This window comes from Fischerella muscicola PCC 7414 (assembly GCF_000317205.1).
GTDB lineage: Bacteria > Cyanobacteriota > Cyanobacteriia > Cyanobacteriales > Nostocaceae > Fischerella > Fischerella muscicola.
In genome coordinates this window covers 31,524-54,451 of the sequence record NZ_AJLK01000131.1, presented here as the reverse complement: position 1 = coordinate 54,451, position 22,928 = coordinate 31,524, and the positions used below count along the sequence as shown (strand labels likewise).

Sequence of the window (22,928 nt, the reverse complement as noted above, 5' to 3'; positions counted from 1 at the left end):
GTATAGAACTTGTGCTACATATTCTCATTGTTGACGATAACCCAACTGATCGCCTGCTCGTTAGACGGGAACTAGAGCAAGAAATCCCAGAATTACAAGTTACAGAAGTTGCAGATCACAAAGAATTTTTTCATGCGATCGCCAACAAAAGTTTCGCTCTTGTCGTCACAGATTACCAGCTACGTTGGACTAATGGTTTAGAAATTCTCACAGCCATTAAATCTCGTTACCCAGATTGCCCTGTAATTATGTTTACCAACTCTGGTAACGAAGAAATTGCTGTAGGCAGCGATGAAAGCTGGACTGGATGACTACATCGTCAAATCGCCTCGACACTTTGTTCGCTTACGAGTCGCGGTTCAGGGTGCTTTGGAACGAGTAGCTGCTCGACGTCAGGTAGCACGGTTAGAAAATAGGTTACAATTATTACTTGAAAATCTTAACGTTGGGGTTTTTTCCTCGACTCTTGATGGTTATTTGTTAGAAAGTAACCAAGCTTTTTTGAATTTACTAAGTGTAAATAATTTAACAGAAGCGCAAGCAGTAAATTTGCGCCAACTATGTTCCCAGCTTTCTCCGCCTGGAACACCTCTACTTACCAGCACCGAAGTCAGCAGAGGGAAGTCACAAAAAGCACAAGAAATCCGCATCCCCCAAACTGATGGGCAATCCAAATGGGTACTCTTGACGCAATACTTAAATACTAACGACGATGAAGGTGTTATTGATGCCATAGTTGAAGATATCACCGCTCTTAAGCAAGCAGAATTAGCTCTGCGTCAACTCAATGAAACTCTTGAATTACGAGTTCAACAACGTACAGGCGAATTAGAAGATGTCAATTCCCAGCTAGAGGCATTTGCTTACTCAGTTTCTCACGATTTGCGTGCGCCTTTGCGAGCAATTGAATCATTTGCTCAGATTTTGTTGGATAGTTACAGAACTCAATTGGATGCTAGTGGACAGAATTACTTAGACCGTATCCGCCGTGCTGCGGTGCTAATGAATACCTTAATTGAAAACTTACTCGACTACAGCCGCATCACCCCACCTCCCCATCACCCCATCACCCCACCTTCCCACTCCCCACCACCCCATCACCCCATCACCCCACCTTCCCACTCCCCCCTCCCAATTTATTCGCCTGTGGATAGAAGACAACGGTATTGGAATTCCTGAAAAATATCAACAGCAAATTTTTGGTGTTTTTGAGCGTTTACACGGAGAAGAAACCTATCCTGGCACTGGTATAGGTTTGGCGATTGTCAATAAAGGAGTAGAACGTATGGGTGGTCGAGTCGGTGTCGAGTCTCGCTTAAATCAAGGCAGTCGATTTTGGATACAATTAAGCAAAGCTTAAGGGCAAAACTCGATTAATGCTACATATTCTCCTCGTAGATGACAATCCTAATGATCGCCTCATCGTCATGCAGGAACTGAGGCGGAGTTTTGCCGATCTCGAAGTTGTCTGTGTGTTCGATGCTGATTCGCTTCAACAAGCATTGACCACAGGTGGTTTTGATATAGTAATCACTGACTATCAACTGCGTTGGACTAATGGCTTGCAAGTGTTAGCAGCAGTGAAAGCCATCTACCCAGACTGTCCAGTGATTATGTTTACCGATAGTGGTAGCGAAGAAATAGCAGTGCAAGGCATGAAAGCGGGTTTGAGTGACTACGTACTCAAGAAGCGAAATCATATACACCGTTTAACTATTGCCGTGCGTGAAAGTTTGGAAAAGCAAAGATTACGGCAAGAGTATGCCAATGCTATTGAAAAAGTGAGAGTTTCAGAGGAAAACTTACGCTTTGCCTTAGAAGCTGGCAATATCATTGCCTTTAACTGGAATATTCAAACAGGAGAAGTACGCCGATCGCTCAATGCAGATCAAATCATCGGTTTAAAGCCAGAGGAAAGTTATACTACCTCATTTCAAGCAACTCTAAATTTAGTTCACCCAGAAGATCGCGATCGCTTTCAAGAAAATATCAGAACTGCCCTAGAACAAGGCACACCCTACGAGTAAGAATATCGGATGTTGCGCCCGGATGGCTCGATTGTATGGTTGTATGACAAAGGCCAAGTCAGTTTTGATGCATCTGGTCAGCCATTGCAGATGTCTGGCGTTGCAATGGATATTACTGCCCGTAAACAAGCAGAAGCAAGAGAACGCAGATATCTCAATCGCCTCAAACAACTAACAGCAGCCTCGCCTTTGATTAATTCCACCCTATCTCTTGATAATTTGCTACAGTTGATTGCAGACAAATCTAGGGAAATTATCGAAGCACATATGGCGATCGTACATATTACCCTAGATGGGAACTGGACAAGTGCCAATAGTAAGATTTCTCTCTCAAAAAAATACGCTCAATGGCGCGACTACCAAGCATCTCTGGATGGTTCTGGTATCTATCACATCGTCTGCCAAAACCAACAACCCATGAGGTTGACACAAGCACAACTAGAAGCCCATCCTGCTTGGCATTCTTTTGGCAAAGCCGCAAGCAAACACCCTCCTCTGCGAGGCTGGCTAGCCGCACCAGTTACTTTTGTGAATGGTAAAAGCTTGGGAATTATCCAGCTTTCTGATAAGTACGAGGGTGAATTTACGGAAGAAGACGAAAACATTTTGGCGCAACTAGGACACATGGTAGGAGCAGCCATTGATAACGCCCGGCTTTACGAAGAATCTCAACAAGCCAATCGCGTCAAAGATGAGTTTCTCGCCATCCTCTCCCATGAATTGCGATCGCCTCTCAACGCGATTCTAGGTTGGTCAAAATTGTTACTGTCTCGCCAGTTAGAACCAGCAGCAACCAGGCGAGCCTTAGAAACAATCGAGCGCAATGCCCGTTTGCAAACTCAACTCATTGGAGACTTACTAGATGTTTCCCGCATTCTCCAAGGCAAGTTACGTCTGAATGTTTGTCCAGTTAACCTCACTGTATCAATAGAAGCAGCAATTGATACGATGTCCTTAGCTGCTCAATCAAAATCAATTCAAATCAAATCAGTATTAGACCCGACTGTAGGCTTAGTATTAGGTGATGCCAGCCGCCTCCAGCAAGTAGTTTGGAATTTACTTGCCAACGCCATCAAATTTACCCCCAATGGCGGTAGGGTGGAAGTGCGCCTAGAAGTAGTCAACGATTGGCAGATGGGGAGATGGGAAACTCGGGGTCCCCATTCCGCCAAGGGAGTGGAGATTAGGGGCAATGGGGAGAAAGTAGAATCAAACTCTCCCCACCACCCCACCACCCCATCGCTCGATCACAAAAACCGCTACGCCCAAATCACAGTCAAAGATACAGGCATTGGCATCAAACCGCAGTTTCTCCCCCACGTATTTGATTATTTTCGCCAAGCTGATGGCTCGATTACCAGAAATCATGGTGGATTAGGTTTAGGTTTGGCAATCACGCGCCATATAGTAGAACTACACGGTGGGACAGTCAGTGCAGAAAGTCCAGGAGAAGGACAGGGAGCCACGTTTACAGTCAGACTACCTCTGCTTCCTACTGCCCCATCTCCCCATTGCCCCATCACCCAATCACCCCATCACCCCATCTCCCAATTTCCTCTGGCTGGCTTACGAGTACTTGTTGTTGATGATGAGTTAGATAGCCGGGAATTTTTGGTTTTTGCTCTAGAAGAATATGGAGCAGTGCCAATGGCGGTTTCTTCAGCCGAGCAAGCACTGCAAGCACTGCATACCTTTAAACCAGATGTTTTGCTTAGTGATATAGGTACGCCAGAAACAGACGGTTACACATTAGTCCGGAAAATTCGCCAGATGAAGCAAGAACAGGGAGGAAAAATTCCAGCGATCGCTCTGACTGCTTATGCTAGAGAAGAAGATAAAAACCGAGCAATCAGCGCAGGCTTTGAGCCATATTGCCAAACCAGTAGAACCAACCGAGTTAGTTACAGTGATTCTAGAGTTAATGGAGAGCAAGGATTTAGGCGTAACACACTGATCAGGCGATCATTAATCTACAGTAACCTAACGACGACTATCAGCTATTCTTCTCTCTAAAGCCGCAATCCGTTCCCGTGGGTTTGGGTGAGTACTAAAAAACTCTGGTGGAGAAGGACGAGACGCTAATTTCTTTAAGAAAGCAGGCATAGCATTAGGATCATAACCAGCCTGTTGCAGATACTGCAATCCCTTAGCATCAGCGTTAAACTCAGCCTCGCGGCTGTTAGGTAAGTCTATAGCCAACTGATAAGCTATGGCAGCTAACTTACTTCTATCCAAACCAGCAAGAGAAGCTGCACCTTGAGCTAACTGCGTTTGTCTAAGTCTTTTCACCAAATCGTCATTACAAATGTGAGCGATTTCGTGTGCGATTACCGACGCCAACTGATCTTCATTATCCGCGGCATTGATCAAACCAGTGTGGACATAAACATAACCACCAGTAGTGGCAAAAGCATTAATGCTTGGATCTTGAACTACATAAAATTTAAAAGGAGTTTGAGAACAGCTACTAACTCGTGCTAATCTTTGACCAATTCTAGTAACAGTTGCATTCGTACCAACTCTATAATTTCCACGTACCTGTTGATGTATATTACTGCCCAATTCAACCTTTTGCTTGGTTGATAAATTAGAAAGTTGAAAATATTGGATTCCCGGAACAATTAAATCCTGAAATGGAAGCGCTTCCGCAGGTTTCGGAGCAGATAATCCTACACTTGCAGCGCTTCCTAAACCCAGTATCAAAGAAAGACCTTTATTTAATTTCTTAGGCAAACGAGAAAAATCTTCCTTCCTTTGTGTACTTTGTGTACTTTGTGGTTTGTGAAAGAGGTTCATTTCTCCAACTCGAATAATATAACCGTATATCATTTTTTACTAATTATATGATAAACAATTAAAACCGTGAAAAATCCTCTATCTTGGGTTGGGAATTTTATATATTGCTGAGTATTTCATAAAATAGTTAACCAATAATTAATTCCAGCAATCACTTTATTTTACAACCCCAAATCACCCAACTTATCTGAGGGATAACCGACATCAGCCCAATGGAGTACATGATCATTTCACAGTCCAAAACCAAGCATTTGGATTTCAAACTTTGATACTTTTATATTTAGATGCACTAGTAAGGGCAATTGTTACCAAAATTTTGCTCTAGTGAAATTACGCAAAGTGTCTTTTAACTAGTATCAAAAATGCTATGGCAAGAAAAACAATATCCCCGACTTTTGAGAAAAGTCGGGGATCTGGGCGATGTGATTGTTTACAACTCAGCACATTGTTAACTTAGATTTTGCACCTACTTTTTCGTCCGCTAAGAAATAAATGTCTTGGCTCAAAGCTCAAGTAAGCTAAAGTTTACTGGATATACATTTGAGTCCGTTTTAACGGACTTGGGCTATAAGCCTTGAACTAAAGTTCAAGGCATACTCAGGGCGAGGTGCAAGTTAGGAGTTAAGTAAATATTGAGTTGCTTGTGGTGATTGTCAAGATTCCTCCTTGATCCGGATAAATTCAGCCAGAGCATTCCCTAACAGCAGGCTGAGGAGTGCCAAAAAAGCACTACCAAGCCAGTAAACCAAATCAACTTCTAAGCTTTGTTCTTGGAACAACTTGGCTGTATCTAACTCATAAGTTGAGAAAGTAGTATAAGATCCTAAAAATCCTGTGGTCACTAATAGCCGGATATCAGGATGAATCGCGATGAATCGTCCCAGTGTCAGCGTCGTAAAAAAACCCATGACAAAACATCCACTAACATTAATAATCAGTGTGCTGTAGGGAAACTCTGTACCAAAAAGCTTAGTAAACCACAAACCGAGATAATAACGCGAGAGCGCGCCAGCAATTGCACCGATACTGATACCAACAGGGGTACGAACCGCAGGATTTTGCAGCATGGTAAGTAGTTCAAGGAAATTAGGTTATTTACGGATACGCCCATCTTCAACTAAGATGACGGGAATTGGACTTGATTCCAGGACTGCTTGGGAAACTGAACCCACTAAAACCTCATCCCAAGGTTGATGTCCTCGCTTGCCAATGACAATATCAGCAACTCGATATTCCTGAGCAACACGAACTATTTCCTCTGGAACCGAGCCTGTGATGGTAATGAACTTATGGCGAATGTCTGCTAGAAGTCGTTGAGATTTTTCTCGCAAATGCTCTACTCCCCTGGGATCATTTGTGCGGATAACGTGTAATACAATCACCTCACCATCACTACGACGAGCAAGATCAGCAGCTTTAGTCAACACCTGACTAGCTAAAGGGGAGGTATCAACGGCGGCTAGCAGCACAAGGCGACGAGCGATCGCTACCTTGGTTGGATCAACTTCGCCTCGCTCTAGCAATTTGGGTGCAAAGGTAGGGATTGCCCAGGCTCCCAAAGGCGCAGTGACTAAGATAGATAAGGCAGCGATCGCTAGAATCGTCTCTCCACCCTGAATACCCTGTGTCAAGGGAATCGCCCCAATTGCTGCTTGAACAGTGGCTTTAGCAGAGTTCCCTGGTAGCAAAAACAGCCGCTCTCGCCAATTCCAGTTACTCCCCAATGTAGATAAATACCATCCGAGAGCGCGTCCAATCAGCGTCCCAATTACCAGAATCACCAATCCTGGAAGCAGAGTTTTTTCTAACACTTGTAGTTGAATACTTGCCCCTAGCAACACAAACAAAACGATTTCTGCTACAGTCCACAAGCTGTCGAAGCCAGAACGCAACCGTCGTGCTAAAGGAGCATCCAACTCAATCAAGAAAAATCCCGTCGCCATCACTGCTAGATAGCCAGAGAAGAAGGGGAACTTCTCTGCTAGCACCACCAGCAACAACGCCAAACTTGCTGCAACCAAAGTATCCTGCACTGCATTTTGAGTCCAGTTCTGCTTCGCCAGCAATAAAACCACAAGACGCGCTGTCGCGAAACCCAGCACAACTCCAAAAACAATCTGACAAACAATCTGAATCGGAAGCAGTTGAACCACACTGAAGCTGAAGCCAAAAGGCAATGTCACCCCGGAAGTTGCCCCCTGTACTAAAAAGCTCAGCAACAAACTAAACACTAGCAGTAGTAACACATCTGACAAAGCGCTGCCAGTAAGAATTGCATCAGGAATCCCCTTAGTAACTCCCCAACCCAAGCTTTTTAGCCGCAGCATTCCCGGTACAATTACTGCGGGTGACTCTGCCCCAATAATGCAACCTAACAACAGTCCCGTAGGAAAATCAAACTTGAAAATCCACATAGCAGCTAGGGCAATGAGCAAAGCTTCACACGCCGCAGGCAAAAAGCCTAATCGTAATGCTACTGTTCCTTGCTGTATCAATTTTTCTCGGTCTAACCCCAACCCAGCCTTCATCAAAATTACCATGACAGCGATCGCTCGTAAGGGAGCAGACGCAGCCAGTACATTAGGGCTAATAGCATCGGCAACTTGAGGCCCCAGTATAATTCCCACCAAAACCATACCTACCAGTGCAGGGGCTTGCAACCGCCGGGCAATCTGCCCCACGAAAAAGCCCATCAGCAAGATCCACAGAATACTTTCTAACATCACGCAGCTTGAGAACAATATCAAGAGCAAGCGTGACTTGCTGACGGAAGATAAAGACAAACAGCCCTACTCTTCCGTAGCAAGCCGGAGAAGTAGGAGCCATCAGCCTTTTAATTAAGTGTTAAATATCACTAAAAGGCGGTTATGGCGAGCTCCATCGCCTTATTATTACTTTACCAGGACTTACGCAAAATACCTCTCCAACTCTTATTCCTCCGTGTCCTCTGTGCCTCTGTGGTTTTATTCTTCCGTGATTAGTGCGTAAGTCTTATTTACATTTTTTTCACCCACCTTGAAGGGGCTGGTTTTGCAGGAGAATTTTTGAGCGATGATCGTCAAATATGGCTAATGGCTATGAACAATCAACAATCAACTATTAACAACTATGCTCAAACGCTTAAGTGTGACAATTACTGCTACTACTGCTTTGTGGTTATTTGGCACTTCCTTAACTATGGCGGCTACTAAAAAGCCTCAACCACCAGATGAGTTTCCGCCATCACCCTTAGAAATTACCACACCCGATCCACTGTTGCCACGGAATCCAGACAAAGACAAACAGCCGTTATCTGTAAGTGAACAGCAACAGTTGGAGGTGGAGTTGGATAAGTTGAATCAACAAGCTACGGCGAAATTGCAAGCAGGTGATGAGGTGGGAGCATTTGATATCTGGAACCGGGAACTGCGGTTGCGTCGATATTTGGGTGCTGTGAAAGAGGTGCAAGCACTAGGAAGGGTGGGTGCTGTAGCTTATCAAAAAAGCAATCGCCCAGAGGTACAATACATTACTCAGCGATTACAAGCAATTCAAAAGCAGGTACAGTCTCAAAAAACTAATGATTTAGAGTTATTGCAAGCACTAGGATTAGCTTACCGACAAGTGCGCTCGCCTCAAAATGCAGTGGAAGTTTATGAGCAAGTTTTAGCTGCGGCGCGACAGCAGCAAGATACAGCTAAAGAAGTACAAATTTTACAGACTATCGGGGAAGTACATCTGAGTTGGTTTGATTACAGCAAAGCAGGAGCAACTTATCGGGAGTTGTTAAAATTAGCTACTGCTAGGGGTGATAGTGTCAATGAGCTAGTATACTTGCAAAAATTAGCCTACATTTACGAACAAGGGAAACAACCCCAGCAAGCAATAGAAATACACAACCGACTCACAGAAATATACCAAAGACAGAATAATCCGACTCAACTACCAGCTTTAAAACTAGCGATCGGTTCAGATTATGAATCCTTGGCAAAGGAAAATCCTAATCTTCTCCAAGAAGCTTTCAATAACTATCAACAAGCTTACACAATTGCTTGGCAATCACAACAATATGTGCGTGCAGGTGAAGCTTTGCAAAAATTAATCGCGCTCTACCGTTCCCAAGGACAAATACAAGAGGCGTTACAAGCTAGCGAAATTCTTGTACAGACTCAACAATTAGCCTCGAATTTTTATGGTTTGATGAATGCTTATGATCTAATCGGAAAAATGCACTTGGAACGCAAAGAGTATCCGCAAGCACTAAATGCTTTCCAAAAAGGGTTGGAAGTAGCCCAACAATTAAAGTACGAAGAAGATTACTTTTCTGGACAAATTCAAAAACTTTCGGGACAAATTCCACAATAACTTTGTAGTAAGGGTTTTAGCCTTTTTTTGAGGACTAAAGTCCTCACTACAAATCTTTATATCATGTTTGCTTGAATACTTATACTGTCGCGTAGGCTGGTAATAGGTAATTGGTAATTGGTAATAGGTAATGGGAAAAACCAATGACCAAAAGCGAAGTATAATATCGTAATCAATTAGCCGAAATTGATATTAATTATTTATGCTGTCCTACTATACCTAGTCACTCTCTCTTTTTACCGATGCAGTTTGCTGTCAAGTTTGCTATCTTTATTTAACTTATTTTTTGTCAAGAATTAATGATTAATTTAAGTAATTTAAAAGGTATATAAACCTTAAATTGATGCCTTTTTTTATCTATATATATGGAATTTTTCATAATTTAAAATATTGCATAAAAAAGTGTAAAAATAATGAGACTTGTGTTTTAATTAAATTAAATTAGCAATTAATAGCCAGAAGAGTGTCAACTTCAAAAAGTGTGCTGAGAGCGTTTAGGGGAAGTAAGCGTAATAAGACACTAAATTTGTTGTTAATTGCATATGCTCTCAGAGTATAGATAATTATTGATGATGAATGTTCTACTGAAGTGAAGTAGGGCAGAGTTATTTCTTGTCTTTTGTTGGCATAGATTTGAGTCCACTTGAGTGAACTTGAACTCTGAGCCAAGAAATTTATTTATTGGCGGAAGATTAGGTTGGTGCAAGATTTCAAGATAAAAACAACCAACAACCAACCATCAACAATCAACAATTATCAACTAATCATGAAAAATCTTGCAGGTAAGACAGTAGTTTTAACTGGTGCTGCGGGTGGTATAGGAGCATTTATTGCTCGGGCGCTAGCGAAAGAAAAAGCAACTGTAGTTGGTGTTTCTCGTTCCCAAGAAAAATTAGAAAATATCCGTGCTGAAGTAGAAGTTGCTGGTGGTACATACATTAGCATTCCCTTTGATATCAGCAAATTAGAAGAATTACCATTACTTGTCCAGCAAATTAATCAAAATGCAGGTCGAATTGATGTTTTGATTAATAATGCTGCAATTGAAAAATACCGACCTTTTCAAAATTACTCTCTCCAAGATATCCAGTCAATACTAATAACTAATCTGCTAGCAGGAATGGAATTAACTCGGTTAGTATTGCCGAATATGTTAGAACGTAATAGTGGTCACATTGTCAATATTTCCTCTGGTTCTGGAAAAAAGGGAGCCCCTTATAACAGCATTTATTCTGCCAGTAAAGCTGGTTTAATTATGTGGACAGACGCGATGCGGCAGGAATTAATTGATACTAACGTAGGCGTTTCTGTGATTTGTCCAGGATATACAAAAGCAGGGATGTATTTGAAATTTGGCTTACCAGCACCCAAATTAGCGCGTGTTTCTGAACCAAAAACCGTAGCGATCGCAGTTATAGATGCCATCAAAAACAACAAAGCAGAAGTAATCCTTGACGGGTTACTCACAAGACTTCTATTTTCTAATGTACAACTTTTTCCAGAATTTGGAGATGCTATTTACCGTTGGATTGGTTTAACCAATCTCAATCAAACCTGTGCAGAAAATCAAATGCTAGCCGAAAGACGTTCACATCAGTAGTATTCTTTTACACCAACTTTCAATTGTTTGTAGTAAGCACTTTAGTGCTTACTACAAACCCTTATACCAATTCAATTAATGATAGCAACACATCCTTGGATAAAGACGCGATGAATCGCGTCTCTACAAGATGGCCCATCTGTCGCATTCTTTTGGCGAATTGGTATTACATACATTTGATATCAAGTTTTTAATGTCTTGAGCAGCGTATTTAATAAAAGTTGAATAAAAATCATATTTTTTACATTAAAACTGCAAAATTCCTCACTGAAAATTCTGATTATTTGATTTTTTATAAATTTACTTCTCTTGATAGATTACACTTGACAAACATAATTAGCAGTATGTCATCTTTATAAAGATGCTGAAATAACTCATATGGCTGCTATTTATACTTGTCATCATGTTTTTTATTTAGCGTTGTTTATTATTATTCTCTTCTCTCCTCACACCTGATGCATTACCACGAACTCAACCGACGGAGAAAAAATGGCTGATAGTCATTATGATGTCATCATCATTGGTACGGGTGCTGGTGGTGGAACGCTAGCATATAAATTAGCAGCAAGTGGAAAGAAAATTTTGCTGCTAGAAAGAGGCTCTTTCGTACCTAAAGAAAAAGCAAATTGGGATTCTCGGCTAATTTTTCAAAAAGAATGTTATCGCCCCCAGGAAGTTTGGTACGACAAACATGGTAAAGTAATTCGTCCAGTCACACACTACTATGTTGGTGGTAACACTAAATTTTATGGTGGAGCATTATTTAGATTTCGTGAACACGACTTTAATAGAGTTTTTCATCAAGATGGTATCTCTCCCGAATGGCCATTAAAATATCAAGATTTTGCCCCATATTATACAGAAGCTGAAAAACTATACGAAGTACATGGTCAACGACATCTAGATCCTACCGAACCTCAAATCAGTGAAGACTATCCCTTTCCTCCTATTAGCCACGAACCATACATTCAAGAAATTAATAATGGTTTAAAAGACAAAGGCTTACATCCGTTTTATCTACCCCTTGGTATTAAGCTCAATGAAACTAATCGTTTTTTAAGTACTTGTATTCGTTGTGATACTTGTGATGGTTTTCCATGTTTTATAAATGCTAAAGCTGATGCTGATATTAACTGTGTGCGTCCAGCCATAGCTAATCAAAAAGTGACTTTAATTACTCAAGCCAAAGTCTTACGTCTGCATACAAGTGCATCAGGTCGAGAAGTTAACGGAGTAGTAGCAGAAATTGCAGGTAAACGACATATTTTTTCGGGAGATATTGTTGTTCTCGCTTGTGGTGCAGTCAACTCAGCAGTATTATTACTGCAATCTGCCAATGATCGACATCCCAATGGATTAGCCAATAGCTCTAATCTAGTAGGGCGAAATTACATGGCTCATAAATTTGGGGTAGTCATGGCCTTATCTACAAAATTTAATCCTACAGTTTTTCCCAAAACAATAGCTGTCAATGACTTTTATTGGGGTGAAAAAGGTTTCCCTTTCCCTATGGGAAGCGTCCAATTGCTAGGGAATGTCACTACAAATAGAGTTGCTGCTTATGCACCACCTTTAACACCCAAATTTATTGCCCAAGCAGTAGCAACCCATTCTATTTCTTGGTTGCTAATTACTGAAGATTTACCAAATCCTAATAACCGTGTATATGTTAAAGGTGAGCAAATTTATATTGATTATACCAAGAATAATGAACAAACCTTTAATCGTTTCATGAAACGCTGGGTTGCAGTTTTACAATCAATAAAACTACCATCTCATCAAGGACATATTTCTGTTGTCTTCCCTCAAAAAATGACTTTGAAAGAAGTTGGACATCAATGTGGGACTTGTCGTTTTGGTGAACACCCTAGAAATTCTGTACTTGATCTTAATTGTCGCACCCACGATGTCGATAATCTTTATGTTGTTGATAGTAGCTTTTTCCCCTCAAGTTCTGCTGTGAATCCATCACTGACGATTATGGCAAATGCATTACGAGTCGGTAAGCATTTGTTGGAAAGGATGGGTTAGTGGTTAGTAGTAAGCACTTTAGTGCTTGAAGATTTAAGGACTAAAGTCCTTACTACGAACCTGTATTTCTACGGACATTTTTAATAGGCACTCCACCAGTCAAAGCAAAGGGAATACTGCCACAGTTCATTGACCCCATGCTTCATAATTGAGGTAACGTGTGAACCATTGACTCGCCAGTCGCGCTACTTCTTCAAGTGCGCCTGGTTCTCCAAATAAATGGGTGGCTTTGGGAATAATCTCCAACCGTTTTGGCGATCGCAGCGGTGCAATTCTCTAAATTCCAATGCTGTAAAGCTGAAACCCTTTTCCATTGGGTTAATTTTTTTGTTCAATTTAGCTTTAGCTAACTTGAAATAGGTGTTGCTGCTAAATTATTTGATTTTTCCACTATCTGATATAGTCTCTGTTCAAACTTTTGCATACATACAGACCAATCATATTCGAGAACGGAAAAGCGAGCGTGGAGAGACATTTCTTCTTTGAGGTCGGGATTTTCTAAAATTCTAATTACTTTGTTGGCAAAATCCCAAGGACTATTCGGTTGAGCTAAAAAGCCGTTGCGCCCAGGGACTACTTGTTCTGAGGTTGAGGGTGCTTTGACTGCAACTACGGGAGTTCCCGAGGCTAAGGCTTCGTTGGTGGAGGTGCAGAAGTTTTCGGTAGCGGATGGATTGACAAAAACATCGGCTCGTGCATACCATCCCAATAGTTCTGTACCGTGGGATTCTCCCCAAACAGTTACACCTTTGCCAAATTTAGCTGCACGTTGACGGATTTCTTCTTGCTGGGGGCCACTACCGACGATCACTAGATGGGCATCAGGTATTTTAGCAGCGACGATTGGGTATATATCTAGAAGTTGAATGACACTCTTTTCGGGAGCAATGCGTCCAACGAACAAAAGGGTGGGACGATTATCGTTGGGGATGGGATTGTAGCTGATATTGGCAGGATTAAATTTTTGGCAATCTATGCCTTGATAAGGTAAGTATTCGCTGCGTTGGGATTTCAAGTTTTTGTATTTCTCAAGCTGTTCCCGGGAAGGAAAGAAGTTATAGTCGTAAGCTTCACTGAATTGCTTGATTAACATGGGTAACATGGGACGAATAAAGCTAAAAAATTGATTGCCCATGTAATAGCGAATATAAGCAACGATATCGGTGTGGAATAGGGATATGATTGGTGTGCCAGTTTTTTTAGCGTATTCAATACCTACAGGGCGACCGTAACCTTGTAAATAAAGTGAGTAAAATCCTCGCATTTGTGGTGCTTCTTCAACTACCACGATATCTGGTTTAAAGTTCTCCAATAATTTGGTATCGCTCCAATGGCGATAATGTAATGGTTGGGGAAGAGATTTATAAAATATCAGTGGTTGGGTGGGAAATGCATAGGAAGAAAATTTGGGGAAAGATTGGAGTTCTTTGAGTCCCGCCATCGGACGACTACCAACCTCTTCAGGATACTGGTCGTTGATTTCTGGGTGGATAAGAAATACTTCGTGTCCTTGTTGTAGTAACCAGCGCACCCGTTGGTGTACGGCGATGGAAACCCCTGTCAAAAATGGCGCATACAATCCTGTAATGAGTGCAATGCGAAGAGGTTGTTTTTTCATAGTTAAGGGAGTATTTGGAGGGATGGGGAGATGGGGAACTCGGGGCCCCCTCTGGGGATTAGGGGCTGTGGGGTGATGGGGTGATGGGGAGATGGGGAGATGGGGAGATGGGGAGATGGGGAGGTGGGGAGGTGGGGAGTAAGTAGTTTAAAGAATAGGTAACAACTAACAACTAACCACTAACGACTAACCAGTTAGATGTTCAAAGAGATACTTTGCTATCAATGGGTTGATCTAATTTTTGATAGGGGCGGTATTGAATGAGGCGGATGTGCCAAGGCCCTTTAATTTGGTAGGTGACGCCGCGCCAGGTAACTTTTGGCATCCAAAAAGACAATATTAATGCCAACCCATAAAACCAGTGTGTTAGAGGTATGCCAAATAGCATTCTGATGATCGTGGCTGGTGATAGTTTGGTTTTGACCTTGGCGTTGTGCTGAATTATAGGTTTTGCGCCAATTTCGAGAGCGATCGCCAACAACATCAATGCTACTATATAGCCACTATAGCTAGCAAAAGCTAGAGTAGCAGCATCCCATTGTTGCGTCCATAATGCAGCTACAGACAACACCAACAGCAGATTTGGAAGTAGTACTGTTTGCAATGCGTCAGCAATTACCGCCCACCATTGAGGATGATACAGGCGCGAAGATAACATTTGACGTTTCATCCAGTCAAATAGTCTTGGTAAGTCGCACTCTTCACGATTGAGAATCAACAGAGATGGTACAAACTTTACCTGGAATCCATAATTTGCCAGAACTGTGCGGATTATAGTATCGTCAGCATATGATCTTGCCCATCTTTCTAGTAGTTCGGTTTCGCGAATCACTTCTGTTTTCAGTGCCAAACTACCCCCCCAAGGAATGTGGTAGAGACTCATTTGCACCACAGCAGAGGAATTCCAGAAATACCGCAACAGCGAACCCCAATATTTACCTGTGGGTAAGTACCAGCGATTACCAGTAGTTGCCCCTACTTTTGGATCAGCTAGAGGACTGACTAATTCGCGTAACCAGTTGGGATGAACCACTGCATCGGCATCTACTAATGCAACTACTTTGTAGGATTCATCCAATTCTGAGACAGCTTGCACTATAGAACTGCATTTGAGGCTACAGTTATATCGTCTGATACTCAAAGGGCTAATTTGGACGTTGGTTGCACCTAGCGCAGCTATCGTCTCGCTGGCAATTTTCCAAGCTGGATCTTCACGGTTATCAATAACTATGTTTAAATCATATCTTGGATAATTTTGTTGCAGAAGTGATTCTAAACAATTGGCTAGAAAAGGATCGCCTCCCCGTAGACAAAGAATAACTGCTGTTTTGGGAAGTTGTTCATCTGGCAAGGAATTTCTGCGATGGGTTTTTAATGTCCATAAAAAAGCTAGTGCAACCAATGTTTGAATGACCAGCCAACTTAGCAACATTCTAGACAGAGATATCGCCAATTCTTTCATTTGTGAGGAGTGGGGGGGTGTGAGGAGTGGGGGGAGTGTGAGGAGTGGGGGGGGTGTGAGGAGTCGAGGAATTACTACTAACTACTAACCACTAACTAACAACAAATATTTTATGGATCTAGTCCATACTTCATTTCGATGTTGATAGTTGTATTTTTCTGCAATGGAAAACTCGCCTTATTAAATTTTGGTGTACCAGTTATGACTGATATAGTTGGATTATTGGAAAGCCCAAAACCTTCCTGGGGAATGCCTAAAAAATCTCGGTTAAGTTTGTAATCTCCATTTTGATCATCAACTACAGCAACTGCATAATTTCCCGGTTTCAAACCAAAAAATTGTTTTTTTACAGAACTTCCTGTGATTTTGATACAGCCACTTTGTATTCCGCTAGTTTCACTGAGAGGAAATCCTTTTTCATTGGCATATACTTTCAGGCAAATCTGACCTTTTTGGTGTTTGATACCATTTACTACTACAGTCAGTGTAGTTGTAGGTTCTGCCCGTACTATATTAGATAGACTAATACTTACCAAACTTGGAAGTAAAAATGTCAAAACTTTAGAGGCTTTCGCTAACATTGTTTTTGCCATGATAAATATATTGTTCGTAATGACTGTTAGTGGTTAGTGGTTAGTGGTTAGTGGTTAGGCTGTAGAGACGCTTCAAACAGCGCTTCTCTACAGAGTTTAAATGTCAATAGATTTGTTTTATTCGCGCCAGATCTATGTGCAAGATCTAAGCCGACCACTAGCGGCGTTCGCGTAGCGTGCCGCAAAATATAGAAAAAACACAATTTTTCTCTTACACCCTTACACCCCTATACCCCCTGTGTTTCTTAAGAGTTTCACTGCTAACCACTAACTACTAACTATTAACCATTTTCTTAAGGTCTGTTTTTCTCAGCCATTCTTGGGTTAAACACATTCCTTCTTCTAAGTTAATTTTGGGTTCATAGCTTAGTTTTTTGCGCGCTTTTTCAATTGAATAAGCATAGGGACGAGTCATAAAATCTACAGCTTCTGGTAAAATATCAGCCTGTTTGCGAAAGAGTTTCTGTCCCTGGTAGCGTAGCTTGAGAAATAGTTTGAGTTCGTCTTTTGGTAGTGAGAAAGGTGCAGGTAAACCTGCCATTTCTGCTAGGCGAGTAAAATATTCTTTCCAAGTAGTTTCTTGCCCGTCGGTGATGTTAAAGATTTCGCCGTGGGTTTCTTTTTCTATTGCCAAAAATATGGCTGTGACTAGGTTATCAATATATACGTGATTGATTACTCCCATGCCATCACCTGCATAGGCAAATAATTTTTGCCGCATCATTAGTAATGGTCGGACTATCCAAGGAATACTACCTGGGCCGTAAACATCACCTGCTCTCAGAATAATGGTGCCAAAATCGGGTGGATTATTCAGTTCCAAAAGTGCTTTTTCAGCTTCTATTTTTGTCTGACAATAAGGATTATTGTCGCCTGAGAGTGGCCCTTCTTCTGTGATGTTTTTCGGATAATTAAAGCCATAAACTAAGGCACTGGAGATATAAACAAAGGTCTTGACACCAGCACTTTTGGCTGCTTTAGCTATGTTGAGAGTACCATCAACATTTACTTTGCGAAATTCTTCTAGTGAACCACCTTCTTTAGCAATTTCATCTGTGTGTACAACTATATCTACTCCCTGGCAAGCTAATTCAGCACTAGCCGAATCGGTGATATTACCAATGATGACTTTAGCGCCTAAATTCTGTGCTTTTTTAGCTTTATCTGCGGAACTTTGCATTCCACAGACTTTCATTTCTTTCGCGATCGCTAATTGAGCAGTACGCAAACCAATAAATTCACCAATTCCTGTGATGAGGATAGTTTTATGCTTGAGATCCATGTTAATCCTGTGAATGTTGTCAATTTTGTGAATGCTGGTTATTGGTGGTTAATGATTTTTACCAATTACCAATTACCCATTACCCATTACCAATTTAAAAAATATCTGCTGGGTCTGTGGAGCGGAGTTTGTTAATAGCTAATGCACCAGATGTCATACACATTAATATTGTTGAAATGAAAACAATTACTGCATTTTGAGTACTCATCATAATGGGTAGTTTAGTTGCTTCCATAGCAAAATCATATAAGAAGATGGAGATAAAAAACCCTGGAATATAACCCAGTACTGATAATATGAAAGCTTGTTGAAATACAACATTCAATAAGTAATTATTTTCATAGCCGATGGCTTTTAATGTTGCATAAGCGACGAGTTGAGTGGAGATATTACTGTAAAGAATTTGATAAACAATCACAATACCAACAACTGAAGCCATTGAAAGCATAAGATTGAGGATGAAACCAATTGGTGTTCTTGTCGCCCAATATTCTTTCTCGAAATCAATAAACTCTTGGTGAGTAAAAAGTTTCACGTCGTCAGGTAAATTACTTCGCAATTCTGCTTTTACCTTTTGGGGATTAGCACCTGGTTGCAGTGAAATCACACCTACATCAATCATTTCTGAGGGACGGCTGTTAGGAAATATCCTCAAAAAAGTTGTGTCACTGACTATCAAGTTTCCATCCACACCGAAGGATGGACCTAAACCGAATAAGCCACCAACTCTAACTCTATAACCTCTTAATGAATCAAAGGGAAATATTTCTAGTATCTGTTCGGTATTTTCCTGAACAAATTTCTGGGCAACTGGCCCAAATTCTGGGCGGGAATTACGGTCAAAAAGTACAACGTCAGGCACTTTAATTTTATCGATATTCTTCTCCACCTCTGGCATGTTCATGATTGGTCTTCCTGGTTCAAAACCAATCACATAAATTGAATATTTCTCACCGTTTTCGGGGTTTTTAAATTTAGCAAATCCCAAGTATATGGGGCTAACTGACTCTACACCATCAAAACCCAAAGCTTGATACAATCTAGTCCGAAAGAAGCTTTGGATTGCTGTCAAAGATTTATATTGAGAGCTGACTAAAAATAAATCGCCTTGGAGATTACGATGCACTTGGGTAGCACTGGAGTAAAGAGCATCTTGAAATCCAAGCTGCATAAACATCAAAATCACAATAAAACCAATGCCAGCCACAGCTACTAGAGAACGAATTCTGTTTCTGACTAGTTGCAACCATGCCAGAGGAATTTTAAACACCATGATTTGGTAATTGGTAATTGGTAATTGGTAGTTAGTGGTTAGTGGTCGGTAGTAAAAAACCAGCTTAGCTACTTTGTTTTTTGGGTGATTTAACTGCTGGGAGTAGCTAAATTTTAATAGCCACATCTACCTGTAAGTTAGTTAAACCAGAGACTAGTTGACTATCTGCTGGGTTATCAATGCGAATTTTTACTTGCACGACTCTGCGGTCTGTATCTGCGCCTGGATTAATACTTAAGATATTTTGTCTGTCAACAAGTAAACCGATTTCGCTAACGGTTCCTTGCAATTTTTTACCAGGGAAGGCGGTGCTGGTAATGGTCGCTTTTTGACCTATACGTACTTTCTGAATATCTGTTTGGTAAACTTCTGCGATCGCGCACATTTGAGAAGTTTTGCCTATCTCTACAATACCGCTAGTGGCGACTACTTCTCCTGATTTGGCGTGAGTTTTCAAAACTTTACCACTTACAGGAGATTTTACGTAAGTTAGTTCATGTTGGGCTTGTGCTTGTTTCACAGCAGACATTGCACTCTTGAGTTCGGCTTCTGCTAATCGTACGTCTGTGGGACGTACCTCTTTTATACTTCCTAGTCTGGCTTTAGATTCTCTTAGTTGTTCTTGGAGAGTATCAACAGTGCGGGTTAGGGCTGCTTTACCTTCAGCTAGTTGTTGTTGCAATGTTTTGAGTTGTAAAGCTTTGCTCTCTGCTGTAGACGCGGAAATAGCACCTTCTCTATATAGTTGTTGATAGCGATTATTTTCGGTTTCAGCATTTTGTACTTGGGCTTGAAGACTAGCGATCGCTGCTTGCTGAGTGTTGACTTCTCCTTGTAATTGCCATTCTACTTGAGCGATCGCTGCTTTTTGGGCATCAATATCACCTGTTTTCGCCCCAGCTTTTACCTGTGCTAGCTTAGCTTGAGCAACCGTTACACTGTCTAAGGCTTGTTGTACAGCTACAAGAGTACGGGTGTATCCTTCCAGCAATGCTATTACTTGACCTGCTTTTACTTGATCTCCTTCTTTCACTAACAGTTTTTCTACTCGTACACCAGTTAATGAACTCGGAGCAGACAGTTGAGTGATTTCGCCATCAGGTACTATCCGCCCTAAAGCAGTCACTGCAACTCTTGCGGGCGCAGCCTTAGTAAGCTTTTGTGGTTCAGTTTGAACTTGAGAACGAAGCAAGAACAAACTGAAGAAAGACACTAAGCCAGTAGCAAAAGCAATAGAAACCGTCAAAAAAATTCCCCACATAGTTACAGGTTTTGCGAAGAACAAGTTTTTCTTGTCTACTGTCATATTTTTGTTGGTTGATAGTTAATAGTTGATGGTAGTTAGTAGTTAGTAGAGACGAGAGGAACATCGCGTCTGTACATTAGTAGTTAGTAGTTAGTAGTTAGTAGGTAGTTCTTTAACACTAACCATTAACCACTATCCATTAACAATGACTGCGAGAAATATCAGTTATTAGTTATTGATCACTGTTCACTGAATTAATTGAGAAACCCAACAATACAAGAATACTGTTTTGGTATAAATGTAATTGTTTGCACAATCAACAGCAGCTTTACACCAAAATTTTCTCAATTTTACTCTTGCTAGACAACAGGTAAAGTAACCCCTGAACAATATAAAACTAAACTAAAAAACTTTAAGTCCAAACAGAAACTGAAATTAAAACGAAGCGGCAATGGTATGGGCATCAAAAAACTTGCCTCCCAATATGGCAAAAAAGTTTGATTTTGTCAAGCTAGTAATTGGGGATTGAGAATCGGGGAAGGGGACAGGGGAGACAAGGAGGACAAGGAGAATTAGTTACTATATTACTCTCCCCACACTCCCAGACGCGATTCATCGCGTCTCTACATTACTCTCCACACTCTCCATCTCCCCACACCTCATTATCAATTTTCTTTATTAACTAAAAGTTCCTATGGGGAACTTTTTTCGGATTATTGGCTTCAATAAGGTCGTAGGAAGAAGGATACAACCCCCAAATTTATCTGTGGAATCAATCCAAAATCAAATGTCCATGAATCATAAGACATCCTCATCAGAGTTCTTACAAAATTTATGTTTGTGATCACACTAGTGGAATAAAATCAGGTTTATCGTCTTGCGGGTATTCTCACTGACGACTTAGAAAAACAGCAATTATGCCTAAAATACCTATAGCAAAAATCAAAATTGGTGTGAATCGTCGTCCATTAAATGGCGAAAAAGTTAAGGATTTAAAAGAATCGATTCAGGCAAATGGGCTTTTAAACCCAATCACAGTAGATCAAAATCATAACTTGATTGCTGGGCTGCACCGTTTGACGGCGTGCCAGATGCTGGGTTTAGAGGAAATTGAGTGCAATGTTGTTAATTATGAAGATGCGGAACAATCTCGTCTAGCGGAAATAGACGAAAATTTGATTCGCAATGAGCTAGAACCTTTAGAACGTAATGAGTTGTGGTTAGAACGGGAACAGATTCTCCAGCGTATGGGACTGAGGGCGAAACCAGGAGATAATCAATATACCCTCAAAGGTAGTGCAACCATTTCACCACCAGCCAAAACTACCCGGGACATCGCAAAACAAACAGGTTTCTCTGAACGTACTTTGCAGCAAGGTTTACAAATCGCTAAGGCGATTCATCCAGAGGTAAAACAGCTTATTAAAGACACACCATTGGCTAAAAGTACTACAGCACAGCTAGAAATAGCCAGAACTGCCACTGCTGAACGTACCTTAGCAGAAAAAGCGGAAGAAGCTGCACTATTAGCCAAAGCCAAGGGAGAAGAACAAGAAGCCGAACGACAAGCACAATTAGCAGCGCAAGCACGAGCCAAGCAAAAAGAGTTACAATTATTAGCTTTCAAAAGTGCGATCGCCCAAAAACAAGCGAAGTCAGCTGTGAAAAAAGTGCCAAATCGGGTAGAACAGATAGATCACAAAGCAAACATTATTCTTAAAGAACCGGAAGTAAAAGTTGGTGATGAATTCATACTGGGTAGACATTTAGTTTATTGTGGCGATACCAGTAGTCAAGGTTTTAGACAACTATTACCCTCAAATGCAGCTTTAGCGATCGCTACTCTATCACCTACTTGGAACCATGATTACTTGGTCGATGAAGCAAGAATTGTGGCGGTGATACGTTCCCAAGATAACATTTATGAGTTTTGCAGCCAAACTCGAATGCCATATCAGTATGAATTGATCATTAGTAACATGTATATTGGCATCTTTTCTCATCAATCAATATCAAAGCCACAAACACCAATTCATATTGAAGGTATAGAGGGAATAATCAATTACCTCATCAATCTTTATACAAGTCACAAAGATCAATTTGTCATTGCGCCATTTATGGGAAATGGTGAAATTCTAAATGCTTGTGAAAGGATGGGGCGTATCTGTTTTATCGGAGATCAAAACCCAGAATTAGTCAGTCGCGAAATTATCCGTTGGGAAAAGTGGACTGGGAAAAAAGCCAGCAGAGGTGGGGTAATGGGGTGATGGGGTGATGGGGAAGGAAGACAAGGGGGACAAGGTGGAGTGTGAGGAGTAGTAACGCAATAACTACTAACCACTAACTACTAACCACTAACTACTAACAACCAACAACTAACCACTAACCAATCCCAATAATGTAAATAAATATTGACTTAAATAACCTCTTAATATGTCTAGTTGATTTTTATTAAAAAAACAGCATCATGTCTAGCTGAATCATCAGCTTGTCATGAAAAATATACTGATGTTCATCACCTACAAAAAATAATTAATAACCTTGTTAATTTAATTTCCAAACCAATAGTTATTGAGGAAATTTATAAATTTAATCACCAAATTTATCTCTAACTCATAATAGCTTTCTACTTCCTCTTTTCTTCAATAGTAATAAA

General features: G+C 41.0%; 17 protein-coding genes, 1 pseudogene and 1 riboswitch. Of the genes and pseudogenes, 9 read left to right on the top strand and 9 right to left on the bottom strand.

Annotated features, from left to right (window positions below):
• Window positions 1-11 precede the first annotated feature (11 nt).
• From UYI_RS38380 to UYI_RS33090, 5 genes and pseudogenes are all read left to right on the top strand, one after another.
• On the top strand, window positions 12-311 hold the full coding sequence (locus UYI_RS38380) for a response regulator (RefSeq protein ID WP_016868769.1): 300 nt from the start codon (window positions 12-14) through the stop codon (window positions 309-311).
• Entirely contained in the window at window positions 292-1,179 is an 888-nt protein-coding gene (locus UYI_RS33095) for a sensor histidine kinase (protein ID WP_016868768.1), read from the top strand. The genes UYI_RS38380 and UYI_RS33095 overlap by 20 nt, the downstream gene beginning before the upstream one ends.
• On the top strand, window positions 1,097-1,360 hold the full coding sequence (locus UYI_RS38375; protein ID WP_102204996.1) for a sensor histidine kinase: 264 nt from the start codon (window positions 1,097-1,099) through the stop codon (window positions 1,358-1,360). The genes UYI_RS33095 and UYI_RS38375 overlap by 83 nt, the downstream gene beginning before the upstream one ends.
• A gap of 16 nt (window positions 1,361-1,376) precedes the next feature.
• Window positions 1,377-2,120, top strand: a pseudogene (locus UYI_RS38370) (PAS domain-containing protein); the annotation flags it as partial.
• Window positions 2,118-4,040, top strand: coding sequence for a hybrid sensor histidine kinase/response regulator (locus UYI_RS33090; protein ID WP_326930435.1), 1,923 nt, complete (start codon window positions 2,118-2,120; stop codon window positions 4,038-4,040). The pseudogene UYI_RS38370 and the gene UYI_RS33090, both read left to right, overlap by 3 nt.
• Here the strand turns inward: UYI_RS33090 and UYI_RS0121620 are convergent.
• The 3 genes from UYI_RS0121620 to UYI_RS0121610 all read right to left on the bottom strand — a co-directional run bounded on the left by UYI_RS0121620 (window position 4,008) and on the right by UYI_RS0121610 (window position 7,546).
• On the bottom strand, window positions 4,008-4,823 hold the full coding sequence (locus UYI_RS0121620) for a M48 family metallopeptidase (RefSeq protein ID WP_016868766.1): 816 nt from the start codon (window positions 4,821-4,823) through the stop codon (window positions 4,008-4,010). The two genes, UYI_RS33090 and UYI_RS0121620, sit on opposite strands and share 33 nt — an antisense overlap.
• A 653-nt stretch (window positions 4,824-5,476) precedes the next feature.
• A complete protein-coding gene (crcB, locus tag UYI_RS0121615; RefSeq protein WP_016868765.1) occupies window positions 5,477-5,890 on the bottom strand; it encodes a fluoride efflux transporter CrcB in 414 nt (137 codons plus the stop codon).
• Between the two features lie 24 nt (window positions 5,891-5,914).
• Window positions 5,915-7,546, bottom strand: coding sequence for a cation:proton antiporter (locus UYI_RS0121610; RefSeq protein ID WP_016868764.1), 1,632 nt, complete (start codon window positions 7,544-7,546; stop codon window positions 5,915-5,917).
• Between the two features lie 86 nt (window positions 7,547-7,632).
• Window positions 7,633-7,717, bottom strand: a riboswitch (Fluoride riboswitch).
• Window positions 7,718-7,931: 214 nt separating this feature from the next.
• Between UYI_RS0121610 and UYI_RS0121605 the strand changes: the two genes are divergently transcribed.
• The 3 genes from UYI_RS0121605 (at window position 7,932) to UYI_RS0121595 (ending at window position 12,798) form a co-directional block, all read left to right on the top strand.
• On the top strand, window positions 7,932-9,167 hold the full coding sequence (locus tag UYI_RS0121605) for a tetratricopeptide repeat protein (RefSeq protein ID WP_016868763.1): 1,236 nt from the start codon (window positions 7,932-7,934) through the stop codon (window positions 9,165-9,167).
• Window positions 9,168-9,933: 766 nt separating this feature from the next.
• Window positions 9,934-10,767, top strand: coding sequence for an SDR family NAD(P)-dependent oxidoreductase (locus UYI_RS0121600; RefSeq protein ID WP_026086094.1), 834 nt, complete (start codon window positions 9,934-9,936; stop codon window positions 10,765-10,767).
• 489 nt (window positions 10,768-11,256) lie between these two features.
• Window positions 11,257-12,798 (top strand): GMC oxidoreductase, encoded by a 1,542-nt coding sequence (locus UYI_RS0121595; protein ID WP_016868761.1) that lies wholly within the window; start codon window positions 11,257-11,259, stop codon window positions 12,796-12,798.
• Window positions 12,799-13,144: 346 nt separating this feature from the next.
• Here the strand turns inward: UYI_RS0121595 and UYI_RS0121585 are convergent, their stop codons facing one another.
• From UYI_RS0121585 to UYI_RS0121560, 6 genes are all read right to left on the bottom strand, one after another.
• Complete coding sequence (locus tag UYI_RS0121585) at window positions 13,145-14,416, bottom strand: glycosyltransferase (protein ID WP_016868759.1); 1,272 nt, start codon at window positions 14,414-14,416, stop codon at window positions 13,145-13,147.
• Window positions 14,417-14,618: 202 nt separating this feature from the next.
• Entirely contained in the window at window positions 14,619-15,878 is a 1,260-nt protein-coding gene (locus UYI_RS0121580) for a glycosyltransferase (RefSeq protein ID WP_026086093.1), read from the bottom strand.
• 110 nt (window positions 15,879-15,988) lie between these two features.
• Window positions 15,989-16,471, bottom strand: a complete 483-nt coding sequence (locus UYI_RS0121575) for a DUF2141 domain-containing protein (protein ID WP_016868756.1) — start codon at window positions 16,469-16,471, stop codon at window positions 15,989-15,991.
• A gap of 274 nt (window positions 16,472-16,745) precedes the next feature.
• Window positions 16,746-17,753: an NAD-dependent epimerase/dehydratase family protein gene (locus tag UYI_RS0121570; RefSeq protein ID WP_016868755.1), complete on the bottom strand. Its 1,008-nt coding sequence runs from the start codon at window positions 17,751-17,753 to the stop codon at window positions 16,746-16,748.
• A 94-nt stretch (window positions 17,754-17,847) separates the two neighbouring features.
• Entirely contained in the window at window positions 17,848-19,026 is a 1,179-nt protein-coding gene (devC, locus tag UYI_RS0121565) for an ABC transporter permease DevC (RefSeq protein ID WP_026086091.1), read from the bottom strand.
• Window positions 19,027-19,132: 106 nt separating this feature from the next.
• On the bottom strand, window positions 19,133-20,332 hold the full coding sequence (locus tag UYI_RS0121560; protein ID WP_016868753.1) for an ABC exporter membrane fusion protein: 1,200 nt from the start codon (window positions 20,330-20,332) through the stop codon (window positions 19,133-19,135).
• Window positions 20,333-21,189: 857 nt separating this feature from the next.
• Here UYI_RS0121560 and UYI_RS0121555 point away from each other — a divergent pair.
• Entirely contained in the window at window positions 21,190-22,539 is a 1,350-nt protein-coding gene (locus UYI_RS0121555; protein WP_016868752.1) for a ParB/RepB/Spo0J family partition protein, read from the top strand.
• Window positions 22,540-22,928 lie beyond the last annotated feature (389 nt).